Origin of the sequence: Halalkalibaculum sp. DA384, assembly GCF_043951955.1 — a bacterium.
Classification (GTDB): Bacteria; Bacteroidota; Rhodothermia; order Balneolales; family Balneolaceae; genus JAMQKA01.
Genome location: NZ_JBINJE010000010.1, coordinates 25,498 through 46,896 on the forward strand (window position 1 = coordinate 25,498; position 21,399 = coordinate 46,896).

Below are 21,399 nucleotides of genomic sequence, written 5' to 3' on the forward strand. Positions count from 1 at the left end.
GTTTCACTTGCTATAGTCATGGGTCTTGGGTCGTGAGTCATGAGTCGTGAGTTGCGAGAGGACAGCCCTTTTTTAAGCACTGGAGTCAAGTCCCACTCAAATGAGATGCTAGCCCGTTTCATTATTCAACATCCACCTGTTCAAGAGCTAAGATTCAAAAAAGTCCCAGCTGCTTGTCCTGCTTCTCCACTGGCCAGGCGGGCATCGGGTCGATATCGATCAGTTCCGCCAACAGCTGGTGAAACCGGCGGGCGATGGGGGGCTGGCGTGCCGGGTCGGGCGCGTGGGTAAACACGTAGGGATGCAGTCCCTCCTTGATCCAGTCGGCGACGATGATGGCCCACTCCTTCAGGTAGGGCTCATTATTGATGGGATCGTTGGCGCCCACAAAGCGGACAAACGGGCGCGAGCCGGTCGTCTCAAAACGAACTGGCACCTTCGGCTTCTTTTTTTGGGCTTCTCGGATCGACTTTTCGTCCGATTTCATGGCGTGCAGTTTCCGGGTGTCGAATACCACGCGATCGATATTATAGCTTTTGAGCAGCCGGTTCAGGTGCCGCTCCTGGCGGCCGTGATCGAAAAAACCGGGATGCCGAACCTCTACGGCGTAGCTGAACGCGCTTGGGAGCATCGCCAGCAGATTCTCCAGCTTGCCGATCTCATCCGGGGAAAACTGCGGGGGCAACTGGATGTGGTACGGTCCCAGCCGATCTTCAATCGGCTCAAACAGATCTATAAAGTTACGGACGTCCTCCTCCACACCATGCAGGCGTTTTTGGTGTGTAATCGATCGGTGAAATTTGAAACAAAATTTAAAGCCCTCCGGCGTCTGTTTTCCCCACTTCCTGACCGTTTCAAGATCGGGCAGGTGGTAAAATGTCGTGTTCCCTTCCACCGAATTAAACACCGACGCGTACTGCCGCAGGAACTCCTTTTGTTTGGCATCATCCCTATAAAAGGTCCCGATCCAGTCTTTCAGACTCCACACCGTACATCCCAAATGATATTTAGTTATTGCCATGGTTGTCCCGTTTTATTGAGCCCGTATGACGCCGGTCCCGAAAAAAGATATAGTCCCATATTACTCCTTGATTCCCGCTGGTCGTTGAGGCCTATCTGCTGTTTCAGAAGTGGCAGAATCCTTTTGCCCAGAAGATTAAATACCGGCTGCTTATAGCTGCGCGACTGATTGGCATTTTGCAGCGAGGAGGTGAGGACGACCACCGCTTCCAGCTCCGGGATGATGAAGATATACTGCCCGCCGAATCCCCATGCAAAATAAACCTTGTGTCCGGCCACCGGGCGGTTCCACCACATATAGCCGTAATCATATGGGTTGTATTTGCTCCGGGTGTATGTTTGAAAAGATTGAGCCAGCCACGCCTTGGATACAATACGACGGCCTTCATACGTCCCCCCGTCCAATATCATCTGCCCGATCTTTAGCATATCCAACGGCTTCAGTGCCAGGTTGTTTCCCCCGAAATAGTAGCCGTCAGGATCCTGCTGCCAACCGCCCGGCTGAATATCCATCGGCCCAAAAAGATATTCTTGGGCAAAATCCCGGGTGCTCATCCCTGCGCTCTTCTCGATAATAACGGAAAGCAGGTGGGAGCTGCCGGTGCTGTACTCCATGTCATCGCCCGGGGAATCGACCATCGGCTGTTCGAGTGCAAATTTTATCCAGTCGTCACTAACCACCCAGCGCCCGTAGTTATGAAAGCTGGTGGTTTCGAGCCCCGAGCGCATCGTGAGCAGGTCCTCAATCGTAATGGTTCGTTTTTCCGGATCGGAGATCTCTTCAAAATATTCCGGGAAGTATTGCTCAACCCGCACCTCCTTGTTTTCAATGAGTCCCCTGTCTATGGCGATACCCACGAGCAAAGAAATAATGCTTTTGGAAGCTGATTTTATGTTCATCGGGCGGTGGGGTGGCTGACCGTCAAAATATTGTTCCAGCAGCAGTTCTCCATTCTTTTGAATCAGCAGGCTGCGAACAGACGTTATGGCATCGGCCTGCTCGGAAATGGCGGTTAAGGATGAGCTGCTGTCTTCAGGCACGGCAGCGGGTGCCGACAGGGCCGTTGGCGCAATATTCAATAACATCCCCAAAGCGAATAACCAAACAGTCCCGAGTGGTTTTTTACCAAAAAAAGAGTTCATAGTTTAATTAAGCCGATTTGTGTGTGGCACGTTGCATTTGCCTAATGCTGATAACAGCAATTATCATTCCAAAACATGTGTATTATAGCCAATCTGAACCACAGATATGAATGCCGCTGATGAAATTCTAATAAAATACCTGTTGCGATGAAAAAAATTACTGCTCACTGGGTGGCCGTCGCGTTTTCAGCGGTGCTGCTGGGTGGAATGGGGAAACAACCCGTTCCGGCTCACCGGCGATATCAACCGGCTGCTCACCTTCCTGAAAATCTCTTTATGAGAGTTAGAGGTCGCAGTCTATTTGATTAAAAAGCCCTGTCTTCGTAAATAGCTGTTTTTAAAAATCAACAGCCACCCTCACCTAATCGCGGGGATACAATACTCATGGAAAGTAGCACGCTCGGCAAATTCTTAAAAGTGTCATTTTTAATTGGGATCGTGAGTTGTACGGGGGCCACCCTGCCTGCTCACGCACAAAACAAGGCAGACTGGAACAACAGGAAGGCTGCTGTCTCCCTCACGTATGACGATGCCCTGGCAGCCCAGCTGGAAAACGCCGTGCCCCTGCTCGATTCCCTCGGCCTTAAAGCCACCTTCTACCTCTCCGGCTATTTTGAGGGCTTTCGCAACCACACCGGAGCCTGGGGCAGCGTGGCTGAAGCCGGTCATGAGCTGGGCAACCACACGCTGTATCATCCCTGTCAGGGCGGACCCGGCCGCGAGTGGGTGCAGCCCGACTACGACTTGCGCAGCTATACCGTCAAGCGCATGGCCGATGAGATCCGCATGACCAACACGCTGTTAAGCCTGCTGGATGATCGACCGGCATCCGCCCGTACCCTGGCCTATCCCTGCGGCGACACCGAAGCGGGCGACTCTTCATATGTCAGGGCCATCAAAGATAACCTGGTGGCAGCACGAGGCGTACGGGATGGTATAGAACAGATCGGCAACATCGACCTTTTTAACATCGATTCGTACCTGATCAGCGGGCAATCTGGCGAGGAGCTGATCGAACTGGTGCAAAAGGCAATGGACGAACACGGACTGGTGGTGTTCCTGTTCCACGGCGTTGGTGGCGGACACAACCTGAATGTGTCGCTCGAGGCGCATCGCAAGCTGCTTCATTTTCTGAAAGAACACGAGCAGGAGCTGTGGATTGCGCCGCTGATTGATATTGCAGAGCATGTAAAAAACCACCACCGGTAACATTTGAGGGCATGCAGATTCTCACCGGCGGTCTACAAGGAAGCTGGTAAATCACGAAGGAATTTCGCAAAATCGTTCCAGAACGGCCTGATAAGACACGTTACTTGCACATCATCTCCACCGTATTCAGCAGCTTTTTGAGCGACTCCACCTTGTGCTCTGCATTAAGCTTGGCGTAACTCTGGATCAGGTTGCGGATGCAGCGGGCCAGTATTTCGGCCTCGCTGGTTATCTCGAAATGTTTGGATTTGGGGTCGACTCCGTTCTGCTTCAGGAAAAAGTAGCACTGGTTGTAGCTCACCACCTTGCCGCTGTCGAACGGGTCGATCAGCACCTCCTCCTTGTCTCCCTTGAACTTCAGCATAAAATGGATCGGCATGTTAATACCGTAAAAAGGCATGTTTAGCCGGCGGGCAAGAAACAAGACAATCAGCGCCAGGGAAATGGGCAGCCCCTGGCGGCGGTCGATCACCCGGTTAATATAGCAGTTGTCGGGATTGTAGTAATCCACCGTACTGCCGGTAAATTTGAGCTCCTCAAAGACGAAATCCATCAAAATATGGATCTGGCGGGTTTCGTCGGGCTGATACTGTATTTTACCGGAAATCATGTCGGCAAAACGATCCAGTTTCCTCATATATTCCTCCTCTCTCAGGGTCGGGTTGTCGAACCTGGAAAGGATGAAGACCGCTCTTTCAAGCTGCCTGAGATTCGAAAGCCCCCCGTCCAGCACATCCAGGAAATCCTCTTCCAGGTTCCCGTATGTAATGTACTGTATGATCTCGTTAATCAGTTCTTTTTCAGAATCGTTTTTAGTCTCATTTTTCTGCTGGTCCAGCAGCGGCACCGCTTTCTCACCGAGCTCAAACAGCCGGTTTTTAACCTCTGATTTCACATACGGATCAGGATCATCCAGCAGGTAAACAAGGGATTCTATTTCTGTCTTTGTTGCCATAGCACGCTTTCTGTTCTTTTGAACCTATCTCCAACAGCATTTGAGTATTTTTCGTGCGGTAAAATAGAGAAAAAGAAAATTCTTTATCCAATCTTCCGGCAAGTTTTAATATTTAGTAATCGAGGTCGGAAGTTTTATATTTAAAGGGCTTGATACGGTGAACAATGCGTTGGAGCGTCATCAACAGATACTGGCATTCCTTTTGATTGGAACACCTGATCCTTGTTCACTGGTCACCGTTTACCGTTAATTGCTTATTGCCAGTTGCTTATAAAATGAAATTGAATGTCAGCTCAGAAACAGGTCGGCTGCGGGGCGTAATTGTACATACGCCGGGACATGAGGTATCGCTGGTAAACCCGGAACTCAAGGACGAGCTGCTGTTCGATGACATCGTTTTTGAGGAGGATGCCCGCCGTGAGCACCTCGACATGCTGGATATTTTCCGCGCTGCGATGCCGCCGGAGGGTAAAATCTACGAAATTACCGATCTTTTCCTGGAGTGTTTCCATATGGACCAGCAGGAAGCGCGGGCATTCTTTATCGAAGAGCTTATTCGGCGCTACCCGCAGGGCAACCTGCATACCGTTAAAGAGGAGCTGCTCAGTATGCCGCCGGATGAACTGCTGCGTTTTGCCATAGAGGGCATTACTACCCATAAGGATTTGGTATTAAATCCGACACCCAATCTGCTTTTTACGAGAGATCTTGCCGCCGTGGTAAACGACAGCATTCTGCTTTCGCGCCCGGCCAAGGCGGCTCGCATCCGGGAATTTCTGCTTATGGAGATGCTGGTTCGGTACCATCCGCTTTTCAGTGAGCTGAAAGCCAATATCCTCACCATTTCCGAGCAGGAAACCATCGAGGGCGGGGACGTGCTGGTCGCCTCCGGTAACCTGGTGCTAATCGGCATGAGTGAACGCACCTCGTTCAGTGGCCTGATGACCGCAGCTGAAGGATTACTCAACAGAGGGGTAACGCAGGTGCTGGCCATTGATATACCCAAACAGCGCTCCTCCATGCACCTCGATACCATCTTTACCTTTGCCAGCAACGACGAGTGCCTGGTATTTCCGCCCGCCATCACCGAAAGGGAACGGAATGTAGTGAAACTCAACAGCGAAAACGGTAGCATAAGAGCGGAGATCAAATCCTCCCTGAAGGATGCGCTGGAGGAATGCATGGGACATTCTTTTACGTTTATCAATTGCGGTGGAAATTCGCGTACGAATCAATTCCGCGAACAATGGACCGACGGGGCGAACGTTTTTGCCCTTGCACCCGGCGTCATTGTGGGATATGAACGGAACACCAATACGTTCAACGCCCTTAAAGAGCATGGCTACGAAGTCATCAACCAGTTTGATTTTATTGAAGAATATCGAGATCGACCGTTTAACCCCGGCAGTAAAAAAATTGCCATCGGCTTTGAAGGTAATGAATTGTGCCGCGGACGTGGCGGTGCACGATGCATGACATTGCCAATTTCCAGAGAATCTTAAACTACTATTTCATTGGACAACCAGCGTTTATCTTACGACTACCAGGAAGTTAACACCCACTCCCCCGAACCCCCGACACCCCAGAAAGAGTTCGGCACCAAAACGATCCTGAAACATCTCGGGCTCTTTATCCTGACATTTATTTCAGTCTCTTTTTTCGGGGGACTTTTTGTAGCCCAAACCGCAGTCACTGACACCATTATGGGACAGATGGGAGATGGAGCCCTCTTTGCAGCTCTCCTGCTCGCATTCCTGGGAACCCATGAGTTCGGTCATTTTTTTGCGGCACAGTTTCACAATATTAAAGTAAGCCTGCCCTATTTTATCCCGGTACCCCTGGGCATCGGCACGCTCGGGGCTGTCATTCGGATCAAACAGAAAATAAACGATACCTACAAGATGTTTGATGTTGGCATCGCAGGTCCGCTGGCCGGCTTTGCGGTCTCGCTTGCGGTGCTGCTCTATGGGTTTTCCACACTGCCTGATCCCTCATTTATCAACAATTTTGCCGGGCACGAAGAGGTCCAGGCCTATGTCGCCCAGCACGGTGTGTATCCCGACCACCCCCCTTCGGCCGAATCTTCAGACGTACTTATTGTGGGAAATACGCTGCTCTATTCATTTCTGGCACAGTTTTTCGAAAATGTGCCCCCGATGTTCGAGATGTACCACTACCCATTTCTGTTTGCGGGCTGGCTGGGATTGTTTTTCACGGCCCTCAACCTGATGCCCGTCGGCCAGCTGGATGGAGGACACATCCTGTACTCCCTGCTGGGATTCAAGAGGCACCGGGTCGTTGCCCGGGTCTGTTTTGCCCTGCTTACGGTAATGGCCGGTATCGAGTCGGTTCCGTTTATCCATATGTCGCTGGAGGCGTGGGACCTGGCCAACCCGTACGGCACGTTCAGCTGGCTGCTATGGGCCGGGGTCTTGTTCTTCCTGCTGCGCAAAGCCTATCATAATGACCACCGCTGGATCGCCCCCGTACTTTTCGGCTCCCTGCTGGCCTCCGCGGGCTACATCTACCTGGTAGTGGGATCGCTGCAGACGATGAGCTCTCTTATCTGGATTGTCTGGTCCTTCTTCATCGCCTATTTCGTAAAACTCGAACATCCACCTGCGCTGTATGAACAACCGCTGGATCCCACGCGCCAAAAGCTCGGGTGGCTCAGCATGGCGATCTTTGTGCTCTGCATCAGCCCGAATCCCCTATATTTTGTGTAAAGATGCTCGATATTTTATGGAGATCCAGGCAACCTCTCCTGGTGCCAGATCGGGTTGCAGGACTGTAACGGGAAGTGGCCCGGCCAAACGCACGATTTTTAAACCTGAATACTTGTCAGAGACACAGGTTAAGCTGTACCTTTGCACCAGCTTTCTATACCTTTGAAATCACCATTTTTCACTGTTAATGTCGAATAATACAATGAAATATTTTCTTGCTTTTTTCTCGCTGTTTCTCTGTATCGGCTGCTCCGCTGACCAGCCGGAAAATCTTTCCCAGACTGTGGACCAGCTCATTGCTGAAGATAACTATCCCAAAGCGCTGGAGTATATCGAAAATGCGGATCCTTCAACCACTGATGCCGACCTGGACAGGCTGCGTGAAAAGACCCATCTCAACTACGGGCTATACCTGGAGTACCGGGGACCGGAAGACAGCAGCATGCGTGACCGCATGACCAGCGCCCTGCAACAGTATATCGCCGTGTTAAAAATCAATCCCAACAATGAAAAAGCGCGATCTGAAATCCAGCAGATCATGGGTATCTACGGCACCATGCCCGATCGGTCGCCGGGAGAGGAGATCATCCGGGAACTGAATGAGCTTGGATTTGATTATTAAACATGAAACGGCAGACGTGAAACGTAAGATGTCGTGAAACGTGAGATGCCGGGGGATTTCAGAACCTCTTTACCCTTTCAGCACTTGAGTTATCTCGTAATCCAATAACAAATGGGCCGGTGTAAATACTTGCTGAATATTTCACATCTCGCGTTCCAATCGGTTATGTTTAACAGTCATTAGTTCAAAATAAGATCAGATCCACCAAAGATGGGCAACAAAAACAGCACTCCCACCATAAAAAATCGGAAGGCACGGCACGAATTCAGCGTTGAGGAAACCTTTGAGGCGGGCATCGCCCTGAAAGGAACCGAAGTTAAGTCGCTGCGCGAAGGCAAGGCCAGTCTGCAGGAAGCCTTTGCCTACCTTATGGACGGGGAGGTGTGGCTGCGCGACATGTATATAAAGCCCTACAAGCACGGCTCCTACGCCAACCACGATGAGCGACGCAAACGCAAGCTCCTGCTAAAACGCCGTGAAATCCAGGAAATAGAAAAATATATCAACCAGAAAGGGTATACGCTGGTCCCGCTAAAACTTTACTTCAAGGGAGGATATGCCAAAATCCTTCTCGGCCTTGCCCAGGGTAAGAAAAAGTACGACAAGCGTGAAGATATCAAAGAGCGGGATACCAAGCGCGAACTGGAGCGAAAGTACAAGGGCACCTACAAGGTAAATATGTAGAGTTGACCGGTGAGCCAGAAAACCTTGTCAAGCTTCCGTGCGCCTGTAAAATTGTGAAGCTAATTTGGAGGCGGTTCACCGTTTGTTGTAATTATTCGGAGGGTACACCTGCATATCATTATAAGCCTGAAATAACTGGATCTTATTCGGATATTCTCAAAAGGTCCTGGTACCTATTTCCCATGCAGACCTGTTCTTTCTTAGTCATATAAAATGAACATGCCATTCCAAACAGCCAATTTATTCTCTAGATTTCTGGTATACAAACAGTTAGCCCGCATATCTCACGAGTATTTTGGATAAAATTATGTAACTTCATGAATGGCCATAACTTATACCATTTTTTACTGCCAAATTATCATTACAGTCTGTAATAGGCTGCGAAATCCGGGTTAGGCTGAAGAATACTTGGAAGGAATACGGATTAAGTGCGTACCTCTGTTACTATTTCAGGGCTTTGCTGCAGGGTTTGATATACCACGCAATACCGTTCAGTTAGCTCTATGAGCTTGTCGATGCTTTCCTGTGGGGCATCGGTGTCCAGCTTAAAAATCAGCTTAATATTTTCGAAGCCGACGGCGGCCTCTTTGGATACCCCGAGCGTGCCGCGAAAATCCAGCGAGCCTTCGGCCCGGACAGTGGCATCCTTCAATGTTATCCCCATTGCAGTAGCCACGGTATTCAACGTGACCCCGGCGCACCCGACAAGCGCCTGCAGCAACATATCTCCAGAACAGGCCTGGCTGCCGTCACCGCCCGTAAATGGATGCAGACCGGCCTCCACCATCCCGTTGTCGGTTTCCACCCTGCAGCCCAGGTTCGTACCGATGCTGCCTTCCGCATGCAAGATGGTCTGAGCCGCCCCCGGCTCTTTCAGGTATTTTTTCTTAAGAGGGGCCTGTTTGGCGCGAAGTTCTTTTGAATCCATTATGATCTGACTTTTTATTTTTTACGATTTTTTAAAATTTTTTCGTTGTAAAGTTAACAAGGATTAAACCACTCAACAACAAGATAAACCTGCACTTGCCCGTATTGCTCATTATTTCCCAAGCTGAATTCCAGTACATTATTGACTGGCAGTGTCGCATACAAACACAAAAGGCCGCCTTTTCAGGCGGCCTTTTCATCTAATTGGAACGGATGATCTGTAAGCCGAATTCTGTCGAGGGTCGATCATTTATCTGGGCTCCGAATTGCTCCGAAGCTCCAGCACTCCACCCGGTCGTATAGCGACGAGCGGCGCACGACCTGCATGAGCTTTCACCCCGTGAGGTTTACCCTGCCTCCGATGTCGCCACCGGAGCGGTGGGCTCTTACCCCGCCTTTTCACCCTTGCCCCGAGGTCTGTGCCCCGGGGCGGTCTGTTTTCTGTGGCACTGGCTAACCGGTTGCCCGGATCTTCCCGTTAGGAAGCACGGTGCTCGTCGGTGTTCGGACTTTCCTCCCCGCACATAACGATTAAGACAAAAAGCTATTTGGCAAGATGTTAGAGGGCTTTTACGGATAAACCCTGTTGTCTCACTCTGAGATTGAGGTACCGACCAAGCCGCTCGATCTTTGCATCTTAAAGCAAACTGTGGCAATCGATTTTAACCGTTATGTGCGGGGCGATGACCCGATCATCCGCTAAACAAGTTAGCATAACAACGAATTGAAAACCAGTTTAGTTTTGAAAATGGACAGCGATCTGCAGGCGGGTTTTGTTAATCTTCGGTTATACCTCACGCAAATATTTTGCAGAACTTTTTATTTCGTTGGGTGGCAGGTTGACTACCGAACTTGTTGGAGTGTCAGGCAGGAGTATAACGCTCCTCGCAACAACGATCCCGGAGGCTTACAAGTCTCAACTACGGCCAATTTACCCTGGTCCCAAAAAGCCTTTTTAGCCACAAAAAGCGAGATGCAGAAGAGTTAATGAGTCGAGCTTCGACCGATCTTTTCTGCTTCTCGCTTCTGAACCTTTTCCCTTCGCTGTGAACAAAAACCGACAGCTGCCGGTGCTGCTAGTCGACCGAAAGCTCCTCTTCGGCCTTCTCGAAGAATGAGGGATCAACGACGATACGGCCGCTATTCTCATCGATGATGATTTTATTGCCGCGTTTCACTTCCACCTGTGTTTGGGGAGGCAGGGCCATACCTAGTGCAGCGCCGCGTTCCATCGCCACTACCGCGAGCCCGTTGCTCAGGCCATTGCGCAGCCGGTTATAGCTTTTCAGGTACCGCTTGTCGATGTTCTCTTCAATCTCTTCGCGTTTTTCCAGGAGTTTCTTCTCCTCTTCTTCGGTCTCCTGCTCCAGCTTGTCAAGGTTTTTCTGCTTTTCATCATGAAGAGCCTGCGTTTTTTCCAGGTTTTCCCTGGCTTCTTCAAGCTCATCTTTAATCTGTTCCTGCCTTTTGAGAATCTCTTCCTGTCGCGACTCAGAGTTCTCGACAACCTGTTTTTGAGCTTCAATCTCTTTTGTCAGGGCATCATACTCACGGTTGTTGCGGACGGAGAGCTGCTGCTCTTCATACTTCTCCATCTTGTCCTTCGCATCCTGAATCTCAAGCTTAAGATTGTCGCTCTCGACTTCAAGCTGCTTCTGCTCCTCTTCCAGCTTGTTGATTTTGGCTTCGTAGCGATTAATATCGGTCTCAATATCGAGAATTTCCTCCGGGAGGTCGCCACGCAGTTGTTTTAGCTCATCGATTTTGCTGTCGATATATTGGAGGTTGGTTAACTGTTGGAGTACTTCTTCCATAGATTGCTGAGTAATCGTTTAGTCCTGTGGGTTCTGTTTTACATTAGAGATAAACACGTTCATCGGGTTTGTTACAACATCGGTTGCATAGACCCTCAGTTCTTCAAATGCTTCCTTCAGTTCCTGCTGCAGGGCATGCACGACCGGCACTTCACTTTCATAATGGCCTACATCCACCAGCAGAAAATCTTTCGTATCGGTAAAATAATCATGGTATTTGATATCAGCCGTAACAAAGGCCTGGGCCCCTTCAGCAATCGCCTTGCCGGCCAGCGATACACCGGCTCCTCCACACACCGCCACCTTCTTGATCCGCTCGGCATGCCCTGAGTATCGGATCGCCTCCACTTGCAGGCTGTCAGAGATCCGTTCCAAAAACGCTTGCTGGGTCAGTCCCTTGTCGTGATAAAATCCAACCACGCCCATCCCCACATTGTCGGAGGGACTCGCTACATCCATCACCTGGTAGTTTCCCTGATCGAGCAGCCCGTTGCGTCTCAACTCCTTGATCAACCCGGATACATTGTGCTCGTCAATTATCGCTTCAAAAGTACGCTGTCCATCTTTGCGACCTTCCACGTTGTAGTAGTGAGCCTCTTCCGCCGAGTAGTAATTCAACATTTTGAGGACCGACTCACTGTCGGAGTATGAGGTAGTCAGCACAATTTTCCGGGAGATGTTGTAGCCCTTGTCCAGGAACTTGAGATTGTCAAGCCCAAGCTTCTGGGCCAGCACAAACGAGACCCCGTCAAGCGCCGCATCCAGGTTGGTGTGGGCGGCGATCAGTGCAATATTGTTCCGGATAAGCTTATAGATAATCTTTCCCTGCTCGTTGGTTGGATTGATGCGGGAAATTTTCTGGAAAATAAGAGGGTGGTGGGCAACAATCAGCTCGCAGTCTTTCTCAATCGCCTCTTCCACAACGCCCGGGGTGACGTCGAGACAGGTAAGGATATTGTTGACCGGCTGTTCCGGATCTCCTACCAGCAGCCCGACATTGTCATAATCCAGTTTGGTACTTGGGGGAGCCCATTGATGAAGAAAGGTGGAAATATGCCGGACCTGCGTGTTCATTGTGGTTATCCGCTACCCCCGCATTTTAATTTCCAGGTCGGGTGAAGGCAACGTGGATCTGGTCGCTCAGTTAGAATCAAAGTAAAAAAGTTGTTCAGAGCCAGACTCAAATAGGTTAAAATTACCCAATTCAGTTTCCAAAAATACGATTTAAATCTGACTGTTAAAAGGTTATTTTTACATAAATCGTTCTTTTCAACCTACAACCTGAGTACAGTCTAACCACCTACGTCAAATGAGTGAAGATATCTGCGCTAATTTATCGTCAGTACAACAGCGAATCAAAGAAGCATGCGAAAACGCCGGGCGGAATCCCGACGAGATCACCCTGGTGGCCGTCAGCAAAATGAAGCCGCTCGAAGATATCAAGACGGCCTTCGGGTGTGGACAAGTCCATTTCGGTGAAAACCGGGCCAGGGAGCTTCAGGACAAGATGGATGCCTGGCAGGAAGAGCAGGTTCAGTGGCATATGGTCGGGAACCTGCAGACAAACAAGATCAAGTATATGGTAGAGCGGGTAAACTGGATCGACTCGGTACCCAAAAAGAAAACCATTCGTGAAATCGAAAAGCGGGCCTCCCGCATCGACCGTGCAATAAATGTATTGATCCAGGTCAACATCAGTGGTGAATCTCAAAAAAGCGGATGTGAACCGGACGATCTTGCGAACATCCTGGAATATGCGCAGGGGAAATCGCACGTGCGTGTTCGCGGGCTCATGGGCATGGCCACCTATCTTGATGATGATGAGGACCTGGAGAAAATCCGTCCGGAATTCAGGTTGCTTCGCAAGCTGAAGGACGAGCACCAGACATACAACAGCGAAAATATTCAGCTGAAGGAGCTCTCCATGGGCATGACCAACGACCTGGAAATTGCGATACAGGAGGGTGCTACCATGGTCCGCGTGGGGAGGGCTATTTTCGGTGAACGCGATTATGGCTGATTCGTACTGCGTATTGCGTATTACTGTACAAGTAAAGAGGATTTGGGCAGATCCAAATACGCAGTACGCAATACGGGATACGTCACGTAAATGCTATAACAATTTATCATTCGGTCCGTATCAAATGTTTCAATCTTATTAATATTTAGTACATTATATTATTAACGTACAACAATACAGGGACCTGTTATGGCTGCATGGATCTGGGTACTTATTCCGCTGGTTGCAATTATAGGGGGATTCATCCTCGACTACCAGAAAAACAAGATGAAAATGATGAACCAGGGCCGCCAGAACGAGCAGGAAGTCGATGAACTTCGCAAGCTGGTGGACTCCCTGAAAAAACGTGTCGAGAATCTCGAAGCGATTGCGGCCGGGGAACCGGAAGAGTTTAGCCGTGGCGCTGGTCTCGGGATGAGCGAAATTGAGATTACCGATGAAGAAAAGGTAAAGCGGGAACACCGGCAAAAAGTATCAGAAATGGCAAACAACAAGCGAACAAAATCATGAGTTGGGAAGTGTTACTCATTGCACTTGTGGTAATCGGCTGCACAACGGGATTGATTGAGGACTGGATCTCCAGGAAAAACAGTGCCGAGTCGATTGACAAGGAAAGCTTCAATCACATCGTACAAGACCTGAAGCGGCAACAAAGAGACATGAAGAAACGGATACGGCAACTTGAAGCAGCCGTATCAGAAGAGGATTACAAGGAACCCTACCCGGAAATTGATGAAGAAGACCGCAACGTGCGGCTTACGAATGATCTCCAGGAATAAAGAGAGGACAGTATAATGAGTTTTGAGGAAATGGTCGTTGCCCTGGTAGGCGCTATCGGGGCTTTTGCACTTGTCGGATATCTTGCAACCAAGGTGATCGACCTGATAAAAACATGGATCAACCGAAAACAGGGTGGGTACGACGAAGAAACATTCAACCGCCTGGCCAAGGCTTTTATGCAACACAAAAAAGATACCGAACGACGGCTGCAAAACCTGGAGGCTATTATTGCGGAAGAGGACACGGAACAAAAAACGGGGAAACAACTTTCAGAACCCCGGGACACCATTGAAATTGACGAGGAGAAACCGGCACAAGACCGGCAGCAGGACAGTTCAAAGCTGAAGAATATGCTGAAAAACTGAAGCCATCATTTTCATTGACATTTAATAGCTTTAGGACAACAATATCATCTCATCATGAAACTTACAGCACTTGAAATAAAACAACAGAGCTTCGAAAAATCTTTCCGCGGATACGACCAGGGCGAAGTGGACGCATTCCTGAACCTGATGTCCAATGAGTGGGAGCACCTGGTAGGCAAGAACCGCGAACTCGAAAAACGGATACAGGAACTTGAGGAGAAACTCAAGCACTACGAGCGCGTGGAAGAAGCCCTGCACGAAACCCTCCAGACCGCTAAGGAATCGGCCGAAACCAAGCTTTCGGGCGCGCGCAAGGAAGCCCGCAACAAAATAGAAAAAGCGGAGATGGAAGCCGAGTCCATCGTTCGGGAAGCCATCCAGCAGCGGCAACAGATCCGCCAGAACATCCTGCGCCTGCTCGATCGGCGCAAGGAAATTGTGGGAGGCATCCGGTCTTACCTGGAACTGGCCCAGGAGTCACTCGACCAGTTTGCAAGGGACGAAGCCGACCTGTTTGACATGCCGGCTGAAAGTGACGCCGATTTTGAGGAGCATTTCAAGAAACAGGTCCAAAACAGGAAACAGCAATTCTCTGAGGAGGATCAGGACACAGGCGAAGAAGCCCAAACGATCCCCCCGGGCGCCGAAGATGTTGACGATATCATTGATGAGCTGGATTAGGTGAACAGCCAAGAGGGCTGTAAACCGTTGTTTGGCCCTGTTTTCGGCCTGTTCTCATGTGCCAAAACCTCAATTGATGGACAAGCGGCGGACTCGAATCTACTCAGCCGTTGATCTCTGGAAACACCTCCGCTTATAAAAGTTTAACCTGACAACTAACCCGAATTTCTCACAAGTATTTCGGATAAGATCATGTCACTTTATGGATGACAATACCTTATCCCATTTTTTACTGGCAAATTATCATTACAGCCTGTAAAAGGCTGCGAAATTGGTGAGGTAATCCGGGCTAAAACCGACTTCTAACGGCTAACTGTCAGATCAAGTCGTGGCTATCATATTTAAAGCCCGCTTGTCGATATTTTCATGTAGATTTTCCTTTCTTTGAATTTTATATATTTCGCTAACTCAATTTTTTCTAACCGAAAAACTCTCTGCTTTCATGCCGCCAGATTCTGTCGAAGAATTCCGCTCCAAACGCGACGAAGCGCTCGCACATATCCAGCATAAAACCGATCTCCGTCCCAATTACCTGCTGATACTGGGAACAGGTCTCGGCAACCTGGCTGATGAAATTGAGGTGGAGATCCGTATCTCATACGCCGACATTCCCAACTTTCCCGTCTCCACGGTGGAAAGTCACGCCGGCCAGCTGCTCTTTGGCACCCTGGCCGGCAAAGAGGTGGTGGCCATGCAGGGACGCTTTCACTACTATGAGGGCTATTCGATGCAGCAGATCGTCTTTCCCCTGCGAGTACTCAAAGAAAATGGAGCCGACACCCTGCTGGTCAGCAATGCCTGCGGCGGGCTCAACCCCAATTACCGGCGGGGAGACATCATGCTGATCAACGACCATATCAATATGCTGGGTGACAATCCCCTTATCGGCCCCAATGACGATGAGCTTGGTCCCCGGTTCCCGGATATGAGCGAACCCTATACCGAACGGCTGCTTGAACTTGCCGAAACGGTAGCCCTTGAAAAGGGGATCAGGATGCACCAGGGCGTCTATCTTGCGCTGAGTGGACCAATGCTGGAAACCAGGGCCGAATACCGCTTTTTGCGGCTTATCGGGGCCGACGTGGTGGGAATGAGCACCGTACCCGAAGTGATAGCGGCCGTCCACATGGGGATGGATATCATGGGGATCTCCGTTATTACCGATGAATGTTTTCCCGACGCGCTCGAACCGGTCAATATTGAGGATGTCCTGGAGGCCGCCGGCATGGCAGAACCGAAACTCACCCAGGTTATCATGGGAGTGCTAAAACGGCTCTGAATATCCCTTCCGGGGCTGTTTTGGACCCTGAAGGCCGTGAGCATCAAACCTTAAAAAATTATAACTCCACTCCCACCAAAAAGGATACCAACAAAACGAGAAAAACGTTATTTTCCTGATGTATCTATCGACCAAAAGCAACAACTTCTGTTTTGATAGGAAAAATATACTAATACTAACCCATCCATCAGCCTTATGTTTACCGGAGGTTTCAACGACGATATTTGGGATGAGTATAAATGGGAAGCTCACCTGGATGAAATTGAGAAAAAGAGTGAGCAACTGCGCCGCTTCATAGCTCCTGATCCCGCAGGAAACACCCCGCGATGGGTCACCCTCCTGCAGGAAAACTCGGACGAGCTGGATGCGGTGGACGCATTTATTGAGGAAGAACTGCAGATTGAGGAAGCCTATTTCCCTGACGAGGATGATGAAGACTGGGATGAGGATCTGGAAGACGAAATGGACGACTTCTTCCTCGATAACGAATATGAGGATGAACTTTTTTTCGATGAGGAAGAGGACGACTTTGACTATGGGGAGGACTGGAAGGAACTGAGCAATGATTTTACGATGTCCGACAACGGCTCCATCGACACGCTCGAAATATACAATACAGCCCGCGGAATAGCCGCCTACATTCTGCAGTGGGCCGAGGGTGTGCACGGAAGATACCGTTCAGAAGAATACAACGATTTTGTAAGCAACGTCCTGAAAATCGGAGCTAAACTTGCCGGGGGCTACTCATTCGGATTTGAGCAGGATTTTCTCGGGGGTAATATCGCCTATACCAAAAAGGCGCTCCACTGCACCAATATGTCGCTGATCCTGCTCCAGGATCACTTGAAAGAGGCCCCCTATATCAAAAAAGAAGAATACGTACTGCTTCACGAACAGCTTTTTGAGCTGCGAAACGATATCGGTATTTACGTGCAGGAGCTGAGAGAACAGTTTTATCTGGGCCTGGAATAAAATGAAGTGATCAAATTTGTTGCAGAAGGCTTTGCAAGCCGTTTTTTACCCAATTCCGCCATTCTTCTGAATCGGGTTTCTTCATTTATGGGGTTTTTGTAAGGATTGGCCCGAATGACGGTCTTACCAGTAGATGCGTGGCCAAAGCACATATCAGTTTCCCTTTGAAAAATATCCTGCTGTAAGAATTGCCCTGCTGTTTGCCGCGGGCATCACGGTCGATTACTATTTTAATCTCTCCCTTTCGCTCACCGTCGGACTGCTTGTTCCGGCTGTCGTGCTGCTGTTTGCTGTGGAATTCAAATCCACAGCAACCCTCAATCCGCTGTTTCACCAACTTTCCGTGGGGACCTACCTGCTGCTTGTTTTCCTGTTTGGCATGGCGTGGCATTCAATTCATGACAAGCTCGATCGTCCGGAGGCCGCCGATATACTGGAGGCGTATACCTGGGACCAGATCAGTGCAAAAGGCAGCGTATACAACATTAAACCCACCAGCACAGGGAAGCTCCAGGTGGACGTGGCCGTTGACACCACTTTGGTGGTTGACTCCCTTCGCTGGGTTGAATCGTACAATCTCCGGGCGGTGCTTGATCCCGAGACTGATCATATACCGGACCAACTGCAGCTGGGGTCCAGCATCAGGTTTTCGGCGACGGTCTATCCGCTGGAACAACCGAGAAATCCGCACCAATTCGATTACAAGGGATATCTGGAATCGCAGGGTATCTATACACAGGCGGGAATAGAGTCGATCGATTCTGTTCACAACCCGAAAACCCTGCTCAGCTGGCACCACCTGCGGCAGCTGGTGCTCGATCAGATTGAACAAAATTTTGATTCAACCTCACAATCTCTTGCCAAGGCGTTGCTCATCGGGTACAAAAATGAACTGGACCGGGCGGATAAAATAGCCTTCTCGCGGGCGGGTCTTTCCCACATCATGGCTGTATCCGGGCTGCACGTGGGATTTATTGTCGCTCCCTTCTGGGTGCTCATCCCCTGGTTCTGGACCCTGCGGTACGGAAAGGAGATCGGGCTGGCCCTGCTCCTGACTTTACTCTTTTTCTATGCGGGGCTAACCGGATTTTCCGCTTCTGTGTGCCGGGCCTCTCTCACTGTGGGGCTCATCACGTTTGGCAAGCTGTTCCACAAAGTGCGCGACTCGCTGAACCTGACCGCCGTTTCGGCGCTGATCCTGCTACTGGCAAATCCCGCCGACCTGTTTGCGCCCGGCTTCCAGCTATCCTTTTCTGCTGTCTACATCATCTTGCTTACTGTTCCCGTCGTCGAGCGCTGGCTTCCCCACTGGGTTCGCTACCGGTGGTATGGCACGCCGGTTATGGTAGTTATCGTCTCCATCCTGGTGCAGGTGGGACTGTTCCCCTTGTTGACCTATCACTTTGGGGAATTTTCCCTGATCGGGCCCCTTGCCAACGGCGTGGTTGTTCCGTGGCTCGGATTTGTTGTACCGTATGCCCTTTTCCTGCTGCCGGTTGCAGCCGTTTTCCCTGCTGTCGGCCTACCGTTGAACGTCCCCAACCAATGGTTTTTAAATGAATTAAGCCGCTTTACCGAGTGGGCTTCCCGGCTGAACTGGAGCTGGATTCAGCTGCACGTCGATTCACCGCTTGTTTTTGGCCTCTGGATAGCGGGCCTTTTTTTAATGGCGACCCTGCACATTTCGCGCCTGCGATGGAAAATACTCTCCATACTCCTGCTTCTTTTAACCGTTCAGTCCGGCAGGCAGCTGGTCAAAAAAATCCAGCCGGCCAAACTAACGATCACCGTTTTTGATGTTGGCCAAGGAGATGCCACACTGGTGAGCACCCCGGGTGGCAGGCACTTCCTTATCGACACCGGTCGCTGGTCGCCCGGGTACAACAGTGCCAAATATGTTATCCTTCCCCACCTGAAGGCCGAGGGTATCGACAAGCTGGATGCCGTCTTTCTTACGCATCCGCACGCTGACCATATCGGGGGAATTAGTGAGCTGATAGAGCATGTAGCGATCGACACGATCTACAATTCGGGCTACGCCTACAGCTCCAACCTATATCAACAATATCACTCCCTGGCCAGGCGTCATTCAATACCGGTCAAAACAGTTAACGCCGGGCAGTCGATTGTGCTGGACCCCTCAGTACTCCTGCTGAGTTATGGCCCGATCGGCCGCAACTACGGCTCCGATCCCAACGATCACTCGCTGATCCTTGAGCTTATTTATGGGCAAACCGAATTCCTTTTTGTGGGGGACGCGGAACGGGGACAGGAACAGCGGCTCCTAAACCATTACGGGAATCTACTGGATACCGACTTCCTGAAGGCCGGTCACCACGGCAGCCGTACCAGCTCCTCTTCCCGGTTTCTGCACGAGGCCACCCCCGATATTTCAGTCCTGTCACTGGCCAAATCGAATCGCTTTCAGCATCCCCATCCCGAAGCCGTGCGCCGGCTGCGTCGCTACAGTGAGAAAATGAAATTCACCAGTCTTCACAAAGCCCTGATCTTCAGCTCCGACGGAACAAGTATCCGCCAGATTCCCTGGTAAAATTGGTAGATTCCCCCTGATATCTTAACTTTGCCCTATTCTCATCAACCACTAGTCCCCATGTCTAAACATCTACATTCCTGGTTAAGCGATCGTGGTCAGCTGGTGCTCCTTGCCGGCGGCGTACTGGCGCTGCTGTTCCTTATGTATCAGCTGGAACACCTCATCAACCCGTTGGGGTATGGCCTGGTTATCGGAATTATACTCTACCCGATACGCCAGCAGCCGGTGGCACGCGCCCTGCTTTATGCCACCGCCTTTTCAGCCGGCCTCTGGTTGATCTATGATTCCGGTCACCTGCTGGTACCCTTTATCGTGGCCTATATCATTGCCTTTATCATCAACCCGCTGGTGGAAAATCTTGAAAAGCGGCAGGTTCCGCGTGGGCTTATCGCCGGCCTCTTTACCTTTGGATGTCTTGGGTTGCTTACCGTCCTGTTCGTGCTCACCGTACCCACTGTACTGGATCAACTCTCAAAACTGGGCACCCTGTTAAACGAGGCCTCAACCAACACCGAAGCCTGGATCGAATCCACGGGACTCCTGGCCCTTTTTGATCGAATTGGCCTGGAAAGCACCACGCTGAAGCCGCAACTGGTCAACCAGATCAACTCCGTGGTTGAAGGGTTTTACCAGGACCTGACCGATCTTTCCTCCGGGTACCTGACGGGGGTCGGCAGTGCGGTTGCCGTGCTTTTCTTCATCATTTTGACCCCGTTCCTCTGCTTTTTTATGATCCGTGATTACCAGAAAATCGGAATTTTTGTGCGATCGCTGATCACCCCCACCGATGTCTCCACCGATTATACTACAGAGATAAGTCGCATCGTTGGCTCTTACCTGAGGGGACAGTTTATTGTTGTGTTGATCAGCAGCGTGAACCTGAGCCTGGGATTTTACCTGCTGGATGTGCCCTACGCGCTGGTCCTTGGCATTTTTTCCGGATTGACAAACTTCATCCCCACATTCGGACTTTGGTTCAGCGTTTCAATCTGTACGCTCGTGGGCGTCTCATTCGGCGATCCCTGGTTTCAATATCTCCCGGCGATATACATCGTATTTGGTGTGGAGCAGGTACTCGAGTCCGGGTTTATCGTTCCCCGCGTGGTGGGTAAGCATGTAGGACTGCATCCGCTGCTGGTGATGGTTTCGCTGCTGTTTTTTGGATTTATGCTGGGTGTTGTGGGGCTGCTGATCGCCGTGCCCACTGCCGCCCTGATATCGGTTTTTTACCAACAGTACCGCGAGACGAAGAAAATTTCATTTTTAAGTGGAAGTGAACTCGATTCATTTATCCAGCAATTCGACCGGGAAACCAAAAAGGAAGAGAAAAAAAAGAAAGAAAAAATGGAAAAAGAATTGGAATCAACTCGCTGAATCTGTTTTATTTATGAGTCTGTAGAGCTATCAACCTTTTATATTACGCGTAATTATGTCAAAAAAGGAACGGCTGAGTTTCGAAGAGGCTTTAACCAGGTTGGAAGAGATCGTCTCCAAGCTGGAGGACGAATCGGTTTCTCTTGAAGATTCAATAGAGTTGTACGAAGAGGGTATTACCCTCTCCAACATCTGCACAAAAACCCTTGAAGAGGCGGAACTGCGCATCGAAAAAGTGCATGAAGAGCACAATGAAAACAATCAATAATGATTG

General features: G+C 50.1%; 22 protein-coding genes and 1 other RNA gene. 16 read left to right on the plus strand and 7 right to left on the minus strand.

Features of this window, described 5'->3' with window-relative positions:
- Positions 1-154: 154 nt before the first annotated feature.
- Both ACG2E4_RS07570 and ACG2E4_RS07575 read right to left on the minus strand, forming a co-directional pair.
- Positions 155-1,021: a DUF72 domain-containing protein gene (locus ACG2E4_RS07570; protein ID WP_395276178.1), complete on the minus strand. Its 867-nt coding sequence runs from the start codon at positions 1,019-1,021 to the stop codon at positions 155-157.
- On the minus strand, positions 1,012-2,163 hold the full coding sequence (locus ACG2E4_RS07575) for a serine hydrolase domain-containing protein (protein ID WP_395276179.1): 1,152 nt from the start codon (positions 2,161-2,163) through the stop codon (positions 1,012-1,014). The genes ACG2E4_RS07570 and ACG2E4_RS07575 overlap by 10 nt, the downstream gene beginning before the upstream one ends.
- Before the next feature lie 147 nt (positions 2,164-2,310).
- Between ACG2E4_RS07575 and ACG2E4_RS07580 the strand changes: the two genes are divergently transcribed.
- Together ACG2E4_RS07580 and ACG2E4_RS07585 are read left to right on the plus strand one after the other, a co-directional pair.
- The gene (locus ACG2E4_RS07580; protein WP_395276180.1) at positions 2,311-2,472 is read left to right on the plus strand and encodes a hypothetical protein; all 162 of its coding nucleotides are present in this window, start codon (positions 2,311-2,313) and stop codon (positions 2,470-2,472) included.
- 129 nt (positions 2,473-2,601) lie between these two features.
- On the plus strand, positions 2,602-3,372 hold the full coding sequence (locus ACG2E4_RS07585) for a polysaccharide deacetylase family protein (protein WP_395276181.1): 771 nt from the start codon (positions 2,602-2,604) through the stop codon (positions 3,370-3,372).
- 100 nt (positions 3,373-3,472) lie between these two features.
- Here ACG2E4_RS07585 and ACG2E4_RS07590 read toward each other — a convergent pair whose 3' ends face one another.
- The gene (locus tag ACG2E4_RS07590; protein WP_395276182.1) at positions 3,473-4,327 is read right to left on the minus strand and encodes a transglutaminase-like domain-containing protein; all 855 of its coding nucleotides are present in this window, start codon (positions 4,325-4,327) and stop codon (positions 3,473-3,475) included.
- A gap of 275 nt (positions 4,328-4,602) precedes the next feature.
- On the opposite strand from ACG2E4_RS07590, the gene ACG2E4_RS07595 reads away from it, so the two are divergent.
- The 4 genes from ACG2E4_RS07595 to smpB all read left to right on the plus strand — a co-directional run bounded on the left by ACG2E4_RS07595 (position 4,603) and on the right by smpB (position 8,359).
- Positions 4,603-5,829 carry an arginine deiminase family protein gene (locus ACG2E4_RS07595; protein WP_395276183.1) on the plus strand — a complete coding sequence of 409 codons (1,227 nt, stop codon included), beginning with the start codon at positions 4,603-4,605 and terminating at the stop codon, positions 5,827-5,829.
- Between the two features lie 12 nt (positions 5,830-5,841).
- On the plus strand, positions 5,842-7,053 hold the full coding sequence (locus tag ACG2E4_RS07600) for a site-2 protease family protein (protein ID WP_395276184.1): 1,212 nt from the start codon (positions 5,842-5,844) through the stop codon (positions 7,051-7,053).
- Between the two features lie 202 nt (positions 7,054-7,255).
- Entirely contained in the window at positions 7,256-7,675 is a 420-nt protein-coding gene (locus ACG2E4_RS07605; protein WP_395257506.1) for a hypothetical protein, read from the plus strand.
- 210 nt (positions 7,676-7,885) lie between these two features.
- A complete protein-coding gene (gene smpB, locus ACG2E4_RS07610) occupies positions 7,886-8,359 on the plus strand; it encodes an SsrA-binding protein SmpB (protein ID WP_395257508.1) in 474 nt (157 codons plus the stop codon).
- A gap of 424 nt (positions 8,360-8,783) precedes the next feature.
- Here smpB and ACG2E4_RS07615 read toward each other — a convergent pair whose 3' ends face one another.
- The 4 genes from ACG2E4_RS07615 to ACG2E4_RS07630 form a co-directional block, all read right to left on the minus strand.
- Positions 8,784-9,287 (minus strand): OsmC family protein, encoded by a 504-nt coding sequence (locus tag ACG2E4_RS07615; protein WP_395257510.1) that lies wholly within the window; start codon positions 9,285-9,287, stop codon positions 8,784-8,786.
- Positions 9,288-9,491: 204 nt separating this feature from the next.
- Positions 9,492-9,871: RNase P RNA component class A (rnpB, locus tag ACG2E4_RS07620), an RNA gene on the minus strand.
- A gap of 491 nt (positions 9,872-10,362) precedes the next feature.
- Entirely contained in the window at positions 10,363-11,100 is a 738-nt protein-coding gene (locus ACG2E4_RS07625) for a zinc ribbon domain-containing protein (protein ID WP_395257512.1), read from the minus strand.
- A gap of 18 nt (positions 11,101-11,118) precedes the next feature.
- Positions 11,119-12,174, minus strand: a complete 1,056-nt coding sequence (locus ACG2E4_RS07630; RefSeq protein WP_395257514.1) for a Nif3-like dinuclear metal center hexameric protein — start codon at positions 12,172-12,174, stop codon at positions 11,119-11,121.
- Between the two features lie 235 nt (positions 12,175-12,409).
- On the opposite strand from ACG2E4_RS07630, the gene ACG2E4_RS07635 reads away from it, so the two are divergent.
- The 10 genes from ACG2E4_RS07635 (at position 12,410) to xseB (ending at position 21,393) form a co-directional block, all read left to right on the plus strand.
- Positions 12,410-13,120: a YggS family pyridoxal phosphate-dependent enzyme gene (locus ACG2E4_RS07635; protein WP_395276185.1), complete on the plus strand. Its 711-nt coding sequence runs from the start codon at positions 12,410-12,412 to the stop codon at positions 13,118-13,120.
- A 189-nt stretch (positions 13,121-13,309) separates the two neighbouring features.
- Positions 13,310-13,630 (plus strand): hypothetical protein, encoded by a 321-nt coding sequence (locus ACG2E4_RS07640; RefSeq protein WP_395257518.1) that lies wholly within the window; start codon positions 13,310-13,312, stop codon positions 13,628-13,630.
- The gene (locus ACG2E4_RS07645) at positions 13,627-13,899 is read left to right on the plus strand and encodes a hypothetical protein (protein WP_395276186.1); all 273 of its coding nucleotides are present in this window, start codon (positions 13,627-13,629) and stop codon (positions 13,897-13,899) included. The genes ACG2E4_RS07640 and ACG2E4_RS07645 overlap by 4 nt, the downstream gene beginning before the upstream one ends.
- A gap of 15 nt (positions 13,900-13,914) precedes the next feature.
- Complete coding sequence (locus tag ACG2E4_RS07650; protein WP_395257522.1) at positions 13,915-14,265, plus strand: hypothetical protein; 351 nt, start codon at positions 13,915-13,917, stop codon at positions 14,263-14,265.
- A 54-nt stretch (positions 14,266-14,319) separates the two neighbouring features.
- Positions 14,320-14,946 (plus strand): DivIVA domain-containing protein, encoded by a 627-nt coding sequence (locus ACG2E4_RS07655; protein WP_395257524.1) that lies wholly within the window; start codon positions 14,320-14,322, stop codon positions 14,944-14,946.
- A gap of 442 nt (positions 14,947-15,388) precedes the next feature.
- Complete coding sequence (locus tag ACG2E4_RS07660) at positions 15,389-16,225, plus strand: purine-nucleoside phosphorylase (RefSeq protein ID WP_395276187.1); 837 nt, start codon at positions 15,389-15,391, stop codon at positions 16,223-16,225.
- A gap of 195 nt (positions 16,226-16,420) precedes the next feature.
- Entirely contained in the window at positions 16,421-17,197 is a 777-nt protein-coding gene (locus ACG2E4_RS07665; protein WP_395257527.1) for a hypothetical protein, read from the plus strand.
- Positions 17,198-17,330: 133 nt separating this feature from the next.
- On the plus strand, positions 17,331-19,748 hold the full coding sequence (locus tag ACG2E4_RS07670) for a DNA internalization-related competence protein ComEC/Rec2 (protein WP_395276188.1): 2,418 nt from the start codon (positions 17,331-17,333) through the stop codon (positions 19,746-19,748).
- A gap of 60 nt (positions 19,749-19,808) precedes the next feature.
- On the plus strand, positions 19,809-21,125 hold the full coding sequence (locus tag ACG2E4_RS07675; protein WP_395257531.1) for an AI-2E family transporter: 1,317 nt from the start codon (positions 19,809-19,811) through the stop codon (positions 21,123-21,125).
- Between the two features lie 55 nt (positions 21,126-21,180).
- Positions 21,181-21,393 carry an exodeoxyribonuclease VII small subunit gene (xseB, locus tag ACG2E4_RS07680; protein WP_395257533.1) on the plus strand — a complete coding sequence of 71 codons (213 nt, stop codon included), beginning with the start codon at positions 21,181-21,183 and terminating at the stop codon, positions 21,391-21,393.
- Positions 21,394-21,399: the final 6 nt, after the last annotated feature.